Origin of the sequence: Rahnella sp. CG8, assembly GCF_023701875.1 — a bacterium.
GTDB lineage: Bacteria > Pseudomonadota > Gammaproteobacteria > Enterobacterales > Enterobacteriaceae > Rahnella > Rahnella aceris.
Map to the genome: position 1 here is coordinate 115,655 of NZ_JABAED010000010.1, position 15,436 is coordinate 131,090.

Consider the following 15,436-nt stretch of genomic DNA (forward strand, 5'->3'; position numbering starts at 1 on the left):
TTTTTTGTGTCTGTTAATCACCCCACCGGCGACGTCGGCAACCGTACGATGTCCTGATTATCATTACCCATCCAGTAAACGCCTTCCTTCGCCCAGAACGGTCCTTCGATAAAGTCGAGCAGGTCGGAATACTCTTCGTAAAATTGTTTGCCGTCGCGGTTGTAGACACGCATATAGCCGGAATAATGCCCGCCGTCGCCCGGCATGGTCATGCGCGGAATAAATTCGAAAGTTTTATACTCGCGCACCACATACTGTTTGTTCGGACTCCATTGCTCGGAGACGAGTTTCCCTTGTTTCCACCACTGATGGCCTGCGGCGATCACCGCCAACAGCACCGCCAGCATGATCCAGCGCTTGCGCTGACGCATCAGAGCTTCCTGACTTTTGATTTTGGGCATTAACGTAACTCTGTATTTTTACGCGGACGTCCGCCTTTTTTACCATTTTCCCGGCTGGCACTGGCTTTAACGGCGCTGCGCATGGCACCGTTAATTGAGGCAACAATTTTCTGTAAGTCGCTGGCATCAAAAAGAATTTTTGCAAGTAATCCCGGCAGGTAAATATCCACATTACAGGCCGGAATACGCAGTGCTTTGCTGAAACCATCGACTGCTGCGGTGTTCAGTTGTTCCTGCGTCGCGTGCTGAAGTTCTTCAATCAAATCAATGTTAATAAGATACCCGACGCCGTTGCCGTGCATGATCATAAAGGCATGTTGTTCAGGACGGTATTCGACCGAAACAGGGCGGGAAGGGTCATTAGCCGTTTGCTCCCCGCGCTTTAACGCCGCATCAAATCGTGTCATTGGTGCCATGGATCTTCTCCCATTCAGCATTGAGCGTGACGATATTTGCTTCTAAGTAACGAAACAAAGCTTTGATCTCCGCGTCGTAAATGAACATGGCGCAGCAGGTGATCATGGCTGTAAACCATAATCAACTATCCTGAAAAGCGGAGAATTGTGGGCATGAGTTTATCCATAAACCTAGCAGTTAGGTTTATGGTAGACCTGAAGGGATGAATTAGCGAGCGTTACTTTATCAGGGACTAAATCGCCACCAGCCCGCGCACGCCTTCCGCCTCCATTTCTGTCCCGCGCCCGCGTTTCACAATGCTGCCGCGCGACATCACCAGATAGCTGTCGGCCAGTTCGGCGGCGAAATCGTAGAATTGTTCGACCAGCAGGATTGCCATGTCACCGCGGGCGGCGAGCTGTTTGATCACCGCACCGATTTCCTTAATCACCGACGGCTGAATGCCTTCGGTCGGTTCGTCGAGGATCAGGAGATTCGGTTTGCAGGCCAGCGCACGGCCAATCGCCAGTTGTTGCTGCTGGCCGCCGGACAAATCCCCGCCGCGGCGATGCTTCATTTCCAGCAAGATCGGGAACAGATGGTAGATTTCATCCGGCACCTGTTTAGCATTGCTGCCGGAAAAACGCGACAGCCCCATCAGCAGATTTTCTTCCACGGTCAGACGCGGAAAAATTTCGCGTCCCTGCGGGACATAGGCAATGCCCGCCTGTACACGCTGGTGCGGTTTTCGGGAATTGATCACCTGATCCTGCCAGGTGATGGTGCCGGATTTCGCCGGTATCAGCCCCATCAGGCATTTGAGCAGCGTGGTTTTTCCGACGCCATTACGCCCGAGCAGGCACGTCACTTCGCCGATTTTTGCCTCAAAAGACAGGCCGCGCAGAATGTGGCTGCCGCCGTAAAACTGATTCAGTTCATTTACCTGCAACATAATGCGACTCCTCAGCGCCCTAAATACACGTCGATAACCTGCTCGTTGGCCTGCACTTCACGCAGCGAGCCTTCAGCCAGTACCTGACCCTGATGCAGTACGGTGACGTGGTCAGCGATGGTTTCCACAAACCCCATATCGTGCTCGACCACCATCAGCGAATGCCTGCCAGCCAGTTGTTTGAACAGTTCTGCGGTGTATTCGGTTTCGGCATCGGTCATGCCTGCCGCCGGTTCATCGAGCAGTAACAGATGCGGTTCCTGCACCAGCAACATACCGATTTCCAGAAACTGTTTCTGACCGTGCGAAAGCAGGCCCGCCGGTCGGTGGCGCTCAGCGGCGAGGCGCAGCGTGCCAAGCATTTCATCGATACGGTCACGCTGCTCGCTGTTCATTTTTGCGCGCAGACACGCCCATACCGATTTATTGGTTTTCTGCGCGATTTCCAGATTTTCGAATACCGTCAGCGCTTCAAATACCGTCGGTTTCTGGAATTTCCGCCCGATGCCTGACTGCGCAATCTGCACCGGATCCAGTTTCGTCAGATCGGTACGCTGGTCGTAAAAAACACGGCCACTTTGCGGTCGGGTTTTGCCGGTGATCACGTCCATCAGCGTGGTTTTCCCCGCGCCGTTCGGGCCGATCACGCAGCGTAATTCGCCAACGCCGATGTTCAGCGACAAATTGGTCAGCGCCTTAAAGCCGTCAAAGCTGACGTTGATGTTTTCCAGTTGCAAAATCGGGTCAGTTTGTTCGCGGTGCCGGTCCGCCCGCTGCGGTTGGGTAAACAGGTCTTCGGTCATGGTCATCAGGATTTCCTCTTGCGCAGCAGGCCAATCACGCCTTGCGGCAGGAACAGTGTCACCAGAATAAACATGCCGCCGAGCACAAATTGCCAGTATTCGGGAATGGCGACGGTGAACCAGCTTTTCGCGCCGTTGACGATGCCTGCGCCAATAACCGGGCCGATCAGCGTGCCGCGTCCGCCGAGTGCTACCCAGATGGCGGCTTCGATAGAGTTGGTCGGCGACATTTCGCCCGGGTTGATAATGCCGACCTGCGGCACGTACAGCGCACCCGCCAGACCGCACAGCATGGCGGAAATCGTCCAGACGAACAGCTTGAAACCTTTCGGATCGTAACCGCAGAAAATCAGCCGGTTCTCAGCGTCACGCACTGCCGTCAGCACGCGGCCATATTTACTTCTCGCCAGCGCAAAGCCCAGCGCCAGACTGGCGACCAGCACCAGAACCGTGGCTAAAAATAATCCCACGCGGGTGCCGGTGGCGGTGACCGGAAAGCCGAGCAGGGTGGTAAAACCGGTGAAACCGTTATTGCCGCCAAAACCGGTTTCATTGCGGAAAAACAGCAACATACCGGCGTACGTCAGCGCCTGCGTCATGATCGAAAAATAGACGCCTTTGATTTTTGAACGGAAGGCGAAATAGCCGAACACAAACGCCAGCGCGCCGGGCACCAGCACAATCAGGCACAGCGCCCAGGCGAAATGCTGCGTACCTGCCCAGAACCACGGCAACTCGGTCCACGACAGAAACGACATAAAGTCCGGCAATCCGCTGCCTGCGGCCTGCCGCATTAAATACATGCCCATCGCATAACCGCCGAGGGCGAAAAACAGCCCGTGGCCGAGCGACAGCAAACCGGCATAACCCCACACCAGATCGAGCGCGATCGCCACGATCGCATAACAGAGGATCTTGCCGATCAGTGTCAGCGTGTACGTGGAGATCGCCAGCGGATTACTGGCGGGCAACAGCGCCAGAAACGGCATCACAATCAGGATGATGAGCACCAGCGTGCCCACCGAAATCGCAATCTTCGGCGCTTTTTGTACGCCGGTAATCGTCAGAGGCTGGCTCATCAGTCAATCACCCTGCCTTTGAAGGCGAAGAGTCCCTGAGGACGTTTCTGAATAAACAGGATAATCAGCGCGAGGATCAGGATTTTCCCCAGTACTGCGCCGATTTCCGGCTCAAGAATTTTGTTCACGATGCCCAGACCAAAGGCCGCCACCACGGTGCCCGCCAGTTGTCCGACACCGCCAAGTACCACCACCAGGAAGGAGTCGATGATGTAGCCCTGACCGAGTTCCGGGCCGACGTTACTGAGCTGCGATAATGCCACGCCACCTAAACCGGCAATGCCGGAACCGAGGCCGAACGCCAGCATATCGACGCGCCCGGTGGGTACCCCACAGCAGGCCGCCATGGCGCGGTTCTGGGTGACGGCGCGTACGTTCATGCCCAGCCGGGTTTTATTGAGCAGCAGCCAGGTCAGGCCGAGCACCAGCAACACGAAGATGATCACCGCGATGCGGTTGTACGGCAGCACCAGATTCGGCAGCAACTGAATACCGCCGGAGAGCCAGCCGGGATTCGCCACTTCGACGTTCTGCGCACCAAACAGCATACGTACGCCCTGAATAAGGATCAGGCTGATGCCCCAGGTCGCCAGCAGGGTTTCCAGCGGACGACCGTATAAATGGCGGATGACCGTGCGCTCCAGTGCCATGCCAATCCCCGCCGTAATGAAAAAGGCTACCGGCAGCGCCACCAGCGGATACAGCGCCAGCAGGCCAGGGGCATAGTGCTGAAACAGCGACTGCACCATGTAAGTCGAGTAAGAGCCGAGCATTAACATCTCGCCGTGTGCCATGTTAATCACACCCAGCAAACCGTATGTGATCGCCAGTCCGAGTGCGGCCAGCAGCAGAATCGAGCCGAGCGATAAGCCGGTAAACGCCTGACCCAGTAAATCGCCAATCATCAGGCGATGCTGCACCGCTTTCAGGCTGGCGAGCGCGGCATTACGCACCGTGGCATCAGGCTCGGTTTTCGGATCCGTCAGGCTTTGCAGGCGGCCCTGAGTATCCGGATCGCCCGACGTGCCGAGCAGTTCAACGGCTTTCAGGCGCACCTGCGGACTGGCATCAGCCAGTTGTAAATTTGCCAGCGCGATGGAAAGGGCGTCGTGAACGGTGCTGTCTTTTTCCCGTTCAAGACGACGGGTCAGCAGCGGCAACTGATCGGCCTGCGCTTCGCGCTGTAAGGCTTTGGCGGCCTGTAAACGGACCGCGCTGTCGGTGCTCACCAGACGGTGTGCGGAAAGCGCATTGGCAATCAGAATACGCAGGCGGTTGTTCAGCCAGACTTTTTTGGTGTCACCCTGCGGTTTAACGTCGCCTTCCAGCGGCGTCAGTTGATCGCCATTTTGCGCAAACGCATGTTTTGCTTCGTCGATGACGACGTTTTCCTGCTTCAGTGCCTCGAGCAGTGGCAGCCTTTCCGGCTGCGGGTCTGCCGCCCATTGCTGTAATAACGTGGCCTGCTGGCTGCGGCTGGCGGCAGCAAAGTCATTCGCCGCACCCGCCTCTGCCAGCAACGGAAGGCAACAAAGCAGGAAAAGCAGTGATCGGATGAGGATTCTCATAATGTTCTCGCCGCATAAAGTTGATGCTGGTTTGCTCCTCCCCCTGCGAAGGGGGAGGCGGGGAGGGGGTTTTGCAAACAACACAGTTGCCATTAATACCCCACCCCAGCCCTCCCCTTCGCAAGAAGGAGCTAAAGCAATCAGTTAGTCGTTTTTACCGGGGTATCTGGCTTTTTATCGTTACCCGCGATGTACGGGCTCCACGGCTGGGCGCGGATTGGTTTGTCGGTCTGCCAGACCACGTTGAACTGACCGTTGGATTCGATTTCGCCGATCATTACCGGTTTGTGCAGGTGATGATTGGTTTTATCCATGGTCAGCGTGAAGCCGGACGGTGCAGCGAAGGTCTGTCCGGCCATCGCGGCGCGGACTTTATCCACATCCGTCGTACCGGCTTTTTCCACCGCCTGCGCCCACATATGGATGCCGACATAGGTCGCCTCCATCGGGTCGTTGGTCACCGCGTTATCGGCGTTTGGCAGTTTGTGCGCCTTCGCGTAAGCCTTCCATTCAGCCACGAATTTCTTGTTGGTCGGGTTATCAACCGACTGGAAGTAGTTCCACGCCGCAAGGTCACCGACCAGCGGTTTGGTGTCGATACCGCGCAGTTCTTCTTCACCGACCGAGAACGCCACCACCGGCACATCCGTCGCTTTCACGCCCTGATTCGCCAGCTCTTTGTAGAACGGCACGTTGGAATCGCCGTTGATGGTGGAGATCACCGCAGTTTTGCCGCCAGCGGAGAATTTCTTAATGTTGGAAACGATGGTCTGATAATCGCTGTAACCGAACGGCGTATAGACTTCTTCGATGTCGCTGTCTTTCACGCCTTTGGAATGCAGGAAGGCGCGCAGAATTTTGTTGGTGGTACGCGGATAGACATAATCGGTGCCGAGCAGGAAGAAGCGTTTGGCCGCACCGCCGTCTTCACTCATCAGGTATTCCACCGCCGGGATCGCCTGTTGGTTAGGCGCGGCACCGGTGTAGAACACGTTTGGCGACATTTCTTCGCCTTCGTACTGCACCGGATAGAACAGCAGGCCGTTCAGTTCTTCAAACACCGGCAGCACAGATTTACGCGACACCGACGTCCAGCAACCAAACACCACCGCGACTTTATCCTGCGTCAGCAACTGGCGGGCTTTCTCAGCGAACAGCGGCCAGTTGGAGGCTGGATCGACCACCACCGGCTCGAGCTTTTTGCCGAGCACGCCACCTTTGGCGTTGATGTCGTCAATGGTCATCAGCGCGATGTCTTTCAGCGGAGTTTCTGAAATGGCCATGGTGCCGGAAAGCGAATGCATAATACCGACTTTGATGGTCTCGGCTGCCTGCGCGCTCCAGGCTAAGCCCATGCTGACTACGGTAGCGGAAAGAGCAAAGGCTTTAATAAAACGTCGACGTTGCATAGATGTACCCTCTGAAGAAAAGTTAAGAGAACGCTGGTATGTAGAAAGTCGAAAAAACATTTAAAAAAGTCATGACGGGTTGCCCTCGTCACTCTCCGCCCTGGCCCGGTGCAACATGTGCAGAGTAATTTTGCGTACCTCGGCCTTACTGACGGCAATATGATCGTGTAACTGGCGCTGTGCCTCCTCGGTTTGTTGTTGGATGATGGCGAGCAAAATGCTCGCGTGTTCTTTATAGGTGGCGTTAACCCGCTCACCTTTGGTGAAATCCAGCCGCCGGATGATGCGGATTTTCTCCGTCAGCTCGCGGTGGATTCGCGCCATTTCGGCATTACCCGCCGCGGCCACCAGCGTCATGTGAAACTCCTCGTCATAACGCGAGACCACCTGACCATCTTGCAGTTGCGGCTGATCGATCCAGAACGCTTTCAGTTCAGCCAGTTGTAAGGGCTGAGCGGCTGGCGGCAACGCACACAGACGTTTCACTGCTTCCAGTTCCAGCACGATACGCAGATCGTACAACTGTTCGAAAAAGTCGAAATCGAACGGGCGAACCTGCCAGCCACTGCGGAAAAACACTTCGACATAGCCTTCATGTTCCAGCCAGAACAGCGCCTGACGTACCGGTGTGCGGCTGACTTCCATGCGGTCAGCGATGTCGTTTTCGCTGAACCGGTCACCGGGCAGCAGGCGGAAGCTGAAAATGTCGTCTTTCAGCTGCTGATAAATGCGTTCCGCCAGCCCTTCCGGGCGGCTTTTACTGCGTGAAGATTTAGGTCCCGTGAGTTGCATGAAATATTCCCTGTTGTTCCCGATAGTTTTAAACGGCTGTGTCCAGCCACAACAACGCATCACCTGGCCCGACCGGACGGCCTTGCTGGCAACTGATTTTCAGGACGGTACCGGCGCACGGCGCGTTCACCGACAGTTCCATTTTCATGGCTTCGACGACGATCAGCGGCTGGCCTTCTTCGACCTGCTGGCCCGGCTGTACCAGGATTTTCCAGACGTTGCCGTTAAGGTCAGCGCTGACTAAATGGCCGCCCTGATCCGCGTCGTCTTCCACTAACTGCACGGCATTGGCTGCTGCTTCCACCGCGGCGCTTTCAGCCTCATGCCAGTGCGCCACTTCGCGGGTAAAAGCGTCGGTTTGCCGGGTGCGGAAATCAGCAATGTCGGCGGCGTTGTCGGCGAGAAATTGCGTATAGTGCGCAAAATCAAATTCCGTCTCTTCGATGCGGATTTGCGCCCGTCCTTCGCGGAAGGCTTCGCGCTGAATGTCCAGCTCGGCTTCGGTGACTTCATAGAACCGCACCTGATCGAAGAACTGCAGCAGCCCCGGCTCGCCGTTTTTGAACTGCTCGTTTTTCAGGAACTTGTTCCAGATCGGCAGCGTGCGCCCGACCAGCTGATAGCCGCCCGGCGAATCCATGCCATAAATGCACATGTACATGCCGCCGATACCGACCGTGCCTTCGGCGGTAAACGTGCGCGCCGGGTTGTATTTGGAGCTCAGCAGGCGATGGCGCGGATCGACCGGCACCGCGCACGGTGCGCCGAGATACACATCCCCCAGCCCGAGGATCAGATAGCTGGCGTCAAAAATGATGTTTTTCACATCTTCACGGCTCGCCAGCCCGTTGGTGCGCTGGATGAAATCGACGTTATTGGGCAGCCACGGTGCTTCTGCGCGCACGGTTTGCTGATAGCGTTCGACCGCGCCGAGCGTGGCGGAATCTTCAAACGCCATCGGCATGTGCACGATACGGGTCGGGATTTTGAGCTGGCTGACATCGGCCAGGCTGTTTTCCAGCGTCAGTAAATGCTGAAGCAGCGCCGTCTGATGCAGCACGCGGCTGTCGTAGCGGATTTGCAGCGAACGCACGCCCGGCGACAATTCCTCAATGCCCTGCTGACCGGCGGCTTTGATGGCATTCATCAGCAGATAAATGCGCATGCGTACCGCCAGATCCAGCACGTTATCGCCGTACTCAATCAGCACGTAGCCGTCGCCCGCCTGACGGTATTCCACCGAAGGGCGTTCTGCCGTGGCCGGTAATGCCGCAAGAATGGTGGCGGATGCAGTGGTGTCCGGCAGCAGGGATGGCACCGGCAGCGCCATCGCGTTGACTGGCATCAGCGAATCGAGCGTGCCTTGTTGTGCCCGTTCCAGCGCCTGCGCCTGTTCAAAACTGATCGGATGGAAACGGATTTTATCGCCCGGTTTCACCTGTCCGACTTTCCACAGTTCGGCTTTGGCGATGGTTACCGGGCAGACGAAACCGCCGAGGCTTGGCCCGTCGCGGGTCAGAATCACCGGGAAATCGCCGGTGAAATTAATCGCGCCGATGGCGTATTCGCAGTCATGCACATTCGACGGATGCAGACCGGCTTCGCCGCCGTCCTGCCGCGCCCATTGTGGTTTCGGACCGACCAGCCGCACGCCGAGACGGTTGGAGTTGTAGTGCACCTGCCATTCTGCGGCGAAGAACGTATCGATGGCGTCTTTGGTGAAGAAATCCGGCGCACCGTGCGGCCCGTAAAGCACGCCGATATTCCAGATGTCGCCGTAAGGCGGCACGATATTTTCGGCTGCCTGCGGTAAACCGACCGGCGCGGGCGTGGTGCAGGCCGCGAGTTCCGGCTGTGAAACAGTCAGCATATCGGCGACGCGTAACGTGCGACCGGCGTGCCCGCCAAACTGCCCGAGTGCAAAGGTCGACCGGCTGCCGAGATACACCGGCACGTCGAAACCGTTACGCACGGCGAGATAGGTGCGGCAACCCTGTGTGGCGCGGCCAAGTGTCAGTGTCTGACCGGCTTTCACATCCACCGGCTGCCAGTAAGAAACAGCTTCGTCATCAAGCGTTGCCGGGCAGCGTGCGCCGGTCAGTGCGATAACGGCGTCGCAATGGAAACGCAGTGTGGGTCCCTGCAACGTGAATTCCAGACCGGCGGCATCCGGATGATTGCCGACAATGCGGTTGGCGAGACGGAAGGCAAAATCGTCCATCGGGCCGGACGGCGGCACGCCGATATCCCAGTAACCGAGGCGTCCCGGATAATCCTGCACACTGCTGTAAGTGCCGGGCGCGATCACTTCGATGGCGTTGGGCGAGTAGTCAAAACTGTCGAGCATGCGCGTCCACATTTTGGCGTCGCGGAACACCGGCGTGGCGACGACCTGACGCAGATAATCAATGTTGGTAGCGATACCGTGCAGGCGGGTGGCGGCCAGCGCGACGGACATTTTCGCCAGTGCGTCCTGCCGGTCGGTGCCATGCACAATCAGCTTGGCGATCATCGGGTCGTAAAACGCCGACACTTCACTGCCGGTAGACACCCAGCCATCGACGCGGACGTCTTCGGGGAAAAACACTTCGGTCAGCACGCCGGGGCTTGGCTGGAAATTCTTCAGCGGATCTTCTGCGTAAATACGCACTTCCATCGATGCGCCCTGCGGGGCTTTTTCCATTGCTGGCCAGTCCGTCGATTCACCGGCGGCGACGTTCAGCATGCATTCGATCAAGTCCAGACCGGTGACCATTTCGGTGACCGGATGCTCAACCTGCAAACGGGTGTTTACTTCGAGAAAATAAAATTCGTCGCGCGCGGCGTCATAGATAAATTCAACCGTACCGGCGCTGCGGTAGTTCACCGATTTGCCGAGCTGCACGGCGGCGCGATGCAATGCTTCGCGGCTGGCCTGCGGCAGATCCGGCGCAGGGGTTTCTTCCACCACCTTCTGATTGCGGCGTTGCAACGAACAGTCACGCTCGCCGAGGGCCACCACGCGGCCTTTACCGTCGCCGAAAATCTGCACTTCAACGTGGCGGGCGCGATCGACAAAGCGTTCCAGAAACACACCGGCATCACGGAAAAACTGCTCGCCGAGACGTTTCACGCTGTCCCATGCGGCACGCAATGCCTCGTCGTTATCACAGCGCGTCAGGCCAATGCCTCCGCCGCCTGCGGTGCTTTTCAGCATGATGGGATAACCAATTTCGGCGGCAGCTTTCACCGCGTCATCAATGCTGTCGAGCAAACCGGTGCCCGGCGTCATCGGCACATTCGCGGCACCGGCTAATTCGCGGGCGCGGTGCTTGAGGCCAAACTCGCGGATTTGTCCGGCGGTCGGGCCGATAAACGCAATGCCCGCTGCTTCGCAGGCATCGGCGAACTCTGCGCTTTCGGATAAAAAGCCGTACCCCGGATAAATTGCCTGCGCGCCGGTTTCTTTTGCGGCGGCCAGAATTTTGTCGATCATCAGGTAGCTTTCGCTGGCCTTTTCGCCGCCCAGCGCGATGGCGATATCCGCCTGTGTGACGTGCGGGGCATTGCGGTCAGCGTCGGAATATACCGCGACGCTGGTGACGCCCAGACGTTTCAGCGTGCGGATCGCACGGCAGGCGATTTCGCCACGGTTAGCAATTAAAACGGTGGTAAACATGTGCGTTCCTCAGCTTTTTACCGGTGATGAATTCAGACTCTGGATGTAACTTCTCCAGCCGCCAAACGCGGTGATATCCGTGGCTCCGCCAGTCGCCCATGGCTCGCAGATAAAGCCTTTCACGATGCGGCCATCGGCCAGTTCGAGAGAACCGATCCCCAGCGGTGCCGGGATTTCAGCGACGAATTCCCCGAAGCGCGCCAGCGGGATATCCCACAATTCGACGATAATTGCGCTGCCGCTCTCAGCCCGCACCAGCCCCGGCTTCGGCGGTTTAGTGTTGGCGAGGGCGAAGAGTTTGTAGGTGGCAGCAGTGGTGGTTTGTTCGACGCGTACCGCGTGGCGGCTGGTGAGCTGGAAATTCAGCGGCATGCCGGTCAGATGAGCGCCGACCACGGCAACGCGCACGCTGGCGGCACTGACCGGCGCGGATGTCATGAATTCTTCAGGTTTCATCGTAAGCCCGGTCGCGCCAAGCGGCAGGCTCAGGCTGCGCTGCCACTGACGCCCAAAACTGGCCAGTGCGTCGTCATGCCAGGCCGGAGCGATCAGCGTGATCCCGGCGGGCAGGCCGTCGGCGCGCAGGCTGCAAGGCAGCGCCAGCGCCGACAAATCCGCCAGATTAGTGAAGTTGGTGTAAATACCGAACTGTGAGTTGTAGAGCACCGGTTCCCGAACCAGCTCTTCCTGGGTGCGGATGGTCGGCGACGTCGGCACCACCAGCGCGTCAAACCCTTCCAGTGCCAGATTAATTTTGCGCGCCAGCTCCGCCCGTAAATATTCGGCGCGCCAGGCATCGCAGGCGGTGTAGTTCAGGCCATTGGCGACAATCCCGCGTACGACCGGATCCATTGCTTCCGGGCTTTCTTCAAAAATTTCGCCGACCGCCACGGTGCGTTCTGCCACCCACGCGCCGTAATACAACTGCTCAGCCAGTTCGCGGAACGGCGTGAAATCAATCGTTTCCAGCGTGACGCCATGGTGGCGCAGGCGATCCAGCGCCTCACTGAAAGCGGCCTGTGCCAGATCGTCCCCAAAAAATTCCAGACGGTCAGGCATGGCGATGCGCGGCTGTGCGGAAAAAGCCACCGGCGCGGTATGCGGATTTTTACGCGAATAGGCATCGGCGGCGTCATATCCGCCTGCGGCATGGGCCACGGTTTGGGCATCGGCGACGGTCAGGGCGAAAATCGAGACGGCATCGTTGAGGCGACAGGCCGGAACCACACCGGTATTCGACAGCCAGCCTTTGGTCGGTTTCAGCCCGACAACATTGTTAAAGCCCGCCGGAACGCGACCGGAACCGGCGGTGTCGGTGCCCAGCGAAAACGCCACCAGACCGCGGGCCAGAACGGAAGCCGAACCCGAGCTTGAGCCGCCACTGACGTAATCAGGATTGAACGTATTGCGCACCGCGCCGTACGGCGAGCGGGTGCCGACCAGTCCGGTGGCGAACTGATCGAGATTAGTTTTACCGATCACCACCGCGCCTTTGGCTTTCAGATTGGCGATGACGGTGGCATCCGCTTCTGCGGTATAAGCAAACGCAGGGCAGGCCGCCGTGGTCGGCCAGCCAGCGATATCCATATTGTCTTTGACGGCGAACGGCACGCCAAACAGCGGCAGGGCGCTCAGGGAGCCTTCAGCCTGATCGCGCAGGGTTTCAAGACGGGTGATTTGTGCTTCAAGCTGTTCTGCCGTGGCGAGATAAATCCAGGCATTGTCTGTGTCACTCAGGCTCCCCAACACCAGGGAAAGCGTAGTGCGCAGGCTGTCGGGCGCACTGCGGTAATGCTGCTGCCATTCCCGCAGGGTAAAACCGCGAAAAGGTGATGCGACTGTTTCTGAAGCTGAAGCCATATTGTGAATCCCATCTGGTATACAAGATTGAATTCATCTAAGCAAAGCCTGTGCCAAATCATTATCTATTGATTTTGCTGGGTTTATGTTTCGTTGTATGACCGGTCTGTATATTTGTTGCACCACGGACGGAATGCAACTGAACAAAAATGGGGCGAAAATTTGCGCGATGGCTCGCATCAAAAAGATAAATCTGGCTCAGTAGAGGTATCGGTATATAGTTGTATGAACCGATGATTTATTATTATTTGCAGAAAGGCTGGCAGGGATATGTCTAAAGAAACTATCGACCATTCAACATTAATTTGTCTGGCAGAAGCTGGCGCGGTCAGCCAGCTCAGCGTGGTCGCACAACAGGGAGGGTGGATAATAATGATCAGATACGGCGAACATCAGCGGACCCTTATCGCACAACGTAGCGGTAAAGTGCGGGTTTTCAAGCGCTTCGACACGCTGGCGGCTTATTTAAAAGACATGGGCATAAACCAGTTCGAAGTGGATATTACCGACTATGATCCTGTAGGGAGCGGTAAAGGAACTCGCCCCGACCGGTCGGCAGCGCTAAAAAGGGCGCATGAAGCTGCCGCGATGGATGAAGCCACCTATGATCTGTGGTTCAGGAAACGGGTTCAGGAATCACTGGATGATCCGCGCCCCGTCATTCCTCACGAACAAGTGAAGGCTGAGTTTGCAGCCCGGAAAGCCGCGTTACTTAAGGAACAGGAAAAGTAACGAATGACCAAAATGCTGGTATGGAAACCACACGCGCAGGATGATCGCGAGCATATATTCAGTTATGTCGCGGGTGAGAATCCTCATGCTGCTATTGAGCTGGATGATGATTTTGATGCCGCAGCAGAGCGCATTTTACTAAGTCCCGACATGTATGCAGCAGGACGCGTTACCGGAACCAGAGAATGTATTATCCGTAAGCATTTCAGGATGGTATATCGCGTGACTGACACCGAAATTCAAATCATCAGGCTGGTGCATAGCGCTCAGCATTGGCCAGAGGAAACCCCTATTTAATGCAACTTCGTCATCTCTCTGAACGCCTGAAAAAGCTGTTACTGGCGCTGGTTCTGGTGATTATCACGCTTTTGGCTGTGCGTACTTATGACGCCTTACAAGGGCCGCCGCTTGAACCGTGGCACAAACTGGTGCCGGACGAACTGAGTACGGAGCAACTGGATAAAAGCGACTGGCCGGCGTATCTGCGCGCGGAGCAGCAGGCGTTTGTTGAAGTGAAGCAGCAGGTGACGGACAAACTCGACAGAGAAGATCGTATTCCGCTTAACCGCTATTACGATCGCAGCCCGATTTATCCCGAGCATTTTGCACAGGACTGGAACCGCTCTTATGAGCTGATGCCCGACGGTAAGCCAGCCGGTGCAGTGGTGCTGTTACACGGTCTGACCGATTCCCCTTACAGCCTGCGGCATATTGCGCAGGATTATCGTCGCCGCGGATTTGTGGTTGTCGGTATCCGCCTGCCCGGTCACGGCACCGTGCCCGGCGGCCTGACGCGGGTGGACTGGGAACAGTGGCTGGCGGCAACGCGGCTGGCGGTACGTGAAGCGCGTCGCGCAGCCGGGACAGATGTACCGCTGCAACTGGTGGGTTTCTCCAACGGCGGGGCGCTGGCGATGAAATACACGCTGGATTCCCTTGATGACCCTGCGCTGGCGAAACCTTCGCGTGTGGTGCTGATTTCCCCGATGATTGGCGTGACCAGTTTTGCGCGCTTTGCCGGATATGCGGGCTGGCCGGCAATTTTCCCGGCCTTTGCCAAAACCGCCTGGCTGAACCTGATGCCGGAATTTAATCCGTTTAAATACAATTCTTTTCCGGTGAAAGCCGCCCGTCAGTCCTATCTGCTCACCCATGTTTTGCAGCAGCAGATCAGCAAGGATGCGCAATCCGGCAAGCTGGCGCAGTTGCCACCGTTGCTGGCGTTTCAGTCGGTTGTTGACTCCACCGTCAGTTCCCGCGCCGTGGTGACGGCGTTGTTTAACCAGCTTCCCGCCAATGGCAGCCAGCTGGTTCTGTTTGATATCAACCGCAGTGCCTATGTCGGCCCGCTGCTGCGTCCTTCCTCTGAAACAGCAGCAGAGCGCCTGTTGCCTGCGCCCCCGCGCGCTTATCAGACGACGGTTATCACCAATGCCTCGCCGGACGATGCCGCCGCTGTCGCGAAAACCACTGCGGCGGGGCAAAATAGCACGTCAGTTACGCCACTCGGCCTGAATTATCCGTCGGAATTCTATTCGCTGTCGCATGTTTCGCTGCCTTTTCCGACGGACGATTCGCTGTACGGGCGCAATCCGCAAGGTCCGGCGCAGTTTGGCATCCGGCTGGGAACACTGGCTGCCCGTGGAGAAAATGGCGCGCTGGTGGTGAGCATGGATCAACTGATGCGGGTTTCATCCAATCCGTTTTATCCGTATATGTTGCAGCGAATTGAAGGTTTCTGATTTCTGCTGATTAAATTCACGGAAATAGCTTGCGATAATATCGT

13 protein-coding genes are annotated in these 15,436 nt (G+C 57.0%); 3 read left to right on the forward strand and 10 right to left on the reverse strand.

Annotated elements, in window-relative coordinates:
* Positions 1–17 precede the first annotated feature (17 nt).
* The 10 genes from HGO41_RS11775 to atzF all read right to left on the reverse strand — a co-directional run bounded on the left by HGO41_RS11775 (position 18) and on the right by atzF (position 12,918).
* The gene (locus HGO41_RS11775) at positions 18–371 is read right to left on the reverse strand and encodes a hypothetical protein (RefSeq protein WP_250981048.1); all 354 of its coding nucleotides are present in this window, start codon (positions 369–371) and stop codon (positions 18–20) included.
* 29 nt (positions 372–400) lie between these two features.
* Complete coding sequence (locus HGO41_RS11780) at positions 401–817, reverse strand: DUF2442 domain-containing protein (protein WP_013573419.1); 417 nt, start codon at positions 815–817, stop codon at positions 401–403.
* Positions 818–1,050: 233 nt separating this feature from the next.
* A complete protein-coding gene (gene urtE, locus HGO41_RS11785; protein WP_013573420.1) occupies positions 1,051–1,749 on the reverse strand; it encodes an urea ABC transporter ATP-binding subunit UrtE in 699 nt (232 codons plus the stop codon).
* Positions 1,750–1,760: 11 nt separating this feature from the next.
* Complete coding sequence (gene urtD, locus HGO41_RS11790) at positions 1,761–2,558, reverse strand: urea ABC transporter ATP-binding protein UrtD (RefSeq protein WP_013573421.1); 798 nt, start codon at positions 2,556–2,558, stop codon at positions 1,761–1,763.
* Positions 2,558–3,631 (reverse strand): urea ABC transporter permease subunit UrtC, encoded by a 1,074-nt coding sequence (gene urtC, locus HGO41_RS11795; protein WP_014411446.1) that lies wholly within the window; start codon positions 3,629–3,631, stop codon positions 2,558–2,560. Before urtC ends, urtD begins: the two co-directional genes overlap by 1 nt.
* Positions 3,631–5,199: an urea ABC transporter permease subunit UrtB gene (gene urtB / locus HGO41_RS11800; protein ID WP_119261067.1), complete on the reverse strand. Its 1,569-nt coding sequence runs from the start codon at positions 5,197–5,199 to the stop codon at positions 3,631–3,633. The genes urtC and urtB overlap by 1 nt, the downstream gene beginning before the upstream one ends.
* Positions 5,200–5,339: 140 nt before the next feature.
* Positions 5,340–6,608: an urea ABC transporter substrate-binding protein gene (urtA, locus tag HGO41_RS11805; RefSeq protein WP_013573424.1), complete on the reverse strand. Its 1,269-nt coding sequence runs from the start codon at positions 6,606–6,608 to the stop codon at positions 5,340–5,342.
* 69 nt (positions 6,609–6,677) lie between these two features.
* Positions 6,678–7,400 carry a GntR family transcriptional regulator gene (locus HGO41_RS11810; RefSeq protein WP_013573425.1) on the reverse strand — a complete coding sequence of 241 codons (723 nt, stop codon included), beginning with the start codon at positions 7,398–7,400 and terminating at the stop codon, positions 6,678–6,680.
* 28 nt (positions 7,401–7,428) lie between these two features.
* Complete coding sequence (gene uca / locus HGO41_RS11815) at positions 7,429–11,058, reverse strand: urea carboxylase (RefSeq protein ID WP_250981049.1); 3,630 nt, start codon at positions 11,056–11,058, stop codon at positions 7,429–7,431.
* 9 nt (positions 11,059–11,067) lie between these two features.
* A complete protein-coding gene (atzF, locus tag HGO41_RS11820; protein WP_013573427.1) occupies positions 11,068–12,918 on the reverse strand; it encodes an allophanate hydrolase in 1,851 nt (616 codons plus the stop codon).
* 270 nt (positions 12,919–13,188) lie between these two features.
* On the opposite strand from atzF, the gene relB reads away from it, so the two are divergent.
* Genes relB through HGO41_RS11835 form a run of 3 tightly spaced genes read left to right on the forward strand, consistent with a single transcriptional unit; the run spans position 13,189 to position 15,392 of the window.
* A complete protein-coding gene (relB, locus tag HGO41_RS11825) occupies positions 13,189–13,650 on the forward strand; it encodes a type II toxin-antitoxin system RelB family antitoxin (RefSeq protein WP_119261071.1) in 462 nt (153 codons plus the stop codon).
* Positions 13,651–13,653: 3 nt separating this feature from the next.
* A complete protein-coding gene (locus HGO41_RS11830; protein WP_013573429.1) occupies positions 13,654–13,947 on the forward strand; it encodes a type II toxin-antitoxin system RelE/ParE family toxin in 294 nt (97 codons plus the stop codon).
* Positions 13,947–15,392: an alpha/beta hydrolase gene (locus HGO41_RS11835; RefSeq protein ID WP_112151980.1), complete on the forward strand. Its 1,446-nt coding sequence runs from the start codon at positions 13,947–13,949 to the stop codon at positions 15,390–15,392. Before HGO41_RS11830 ends, HGO41_RS11835 begins: the two co-directional genes overlap by 1 nt.
* The last annotated feature ends 44 nt before the right edge of the window (positions 15,393–15,436 follow it).

Excerpts from the sequence above, each read along its gene's own strand:
- relB (WP_119261071.1), top strand. The coding sequence starts at position 13,189 with ATGTCTAAAGAAACTATCGACCATTCAACATTAATTTGTCTGGCAGAA.
- HGO41_RS11780 (WP_013573419.1), bottom strand. The coding sequence starts at position 817 with ATGGCACCAATGACACGATTTGATGCGGCGTTAAAGCGCGGGGAGCAA.
- urtA (WP_013573424.1), bottom strand. The coding sequence starts at position 6,608 with ATGCAACGTCGACGTTTTATTAAAGCCTTTGCTCTTTCCGCTACCGTA.
- HGO41_RS11830 (WP_013573429.1), top strand. The coding sequence starts at position 13,654 with ATGACCAAAATGCTGGTATGGAAACCACACGCGCAGGATGATCGCGAG.
- HGO41_RS11810 (WP_013573425.1), bottom strand. The coding sequence starts at position 7,400 with ATGCAACTCACGGGACCTAAATCTTCACGCAGTAAAAGCCGCCCGGAA.
- urtB (WP_119261067.1), bottom strand. The coding sequence starts at position 5,199 with ATGAGAATCCTCATCCGATCACTGCTTTTCCTGCTTTGTTGCCTTCCG.
- urtE (WP_013573420.1), bottom strand. The coding sequence starts at position 1,749 with ATGTTGCAGGTAAATGAACTGAATCAGTTTTACGGCGGCAGCCACATT.
- urtC (WP_014411446.1), bottom strand. The coding sequence starts at position 3,631 with ATGAGCCAGCCTCTGACGATTACCGGCGTACAAAAAGCGCCGAAGATT.
- atzF (WP_013573427.1), bottom strand. The coding sequence starts at position 12,918 with ATGGCTTCAGCTTCAGAAACAGTCGCATCACCTTTTCGCGGTTTTACC.
- uca (WP_250981049.1), bottom strand. The coding sequence starts at position 11,058 with ATGTTTACCACCGTTTTAATTGCTAACCGTGGCGAAATCGCCTGCCGT.
- HGO41_RS11775 (WP_250981048.1), bottom strand. The coding sequence starts at position 371 with ATGCGTCAGCGCAAGCGCTGGATCATGCTGGCGGTGCTGTTGGCGGTG.
- HGO41_RS11835 (WP_112151980.1), top strand. The coding sequence starts at position 13,947 with ATGCAACTTCGTCATCTCTCTGAACGCCTGAAAAAGCTGTTACTGGCG.
- urtD (WP_013573421.1), bottom strand. The coding sequence starts at position 2,558 with ATGACCATGACCGAAGACCTGTTTACCCAACCGCAGCGGGCGGACCGG.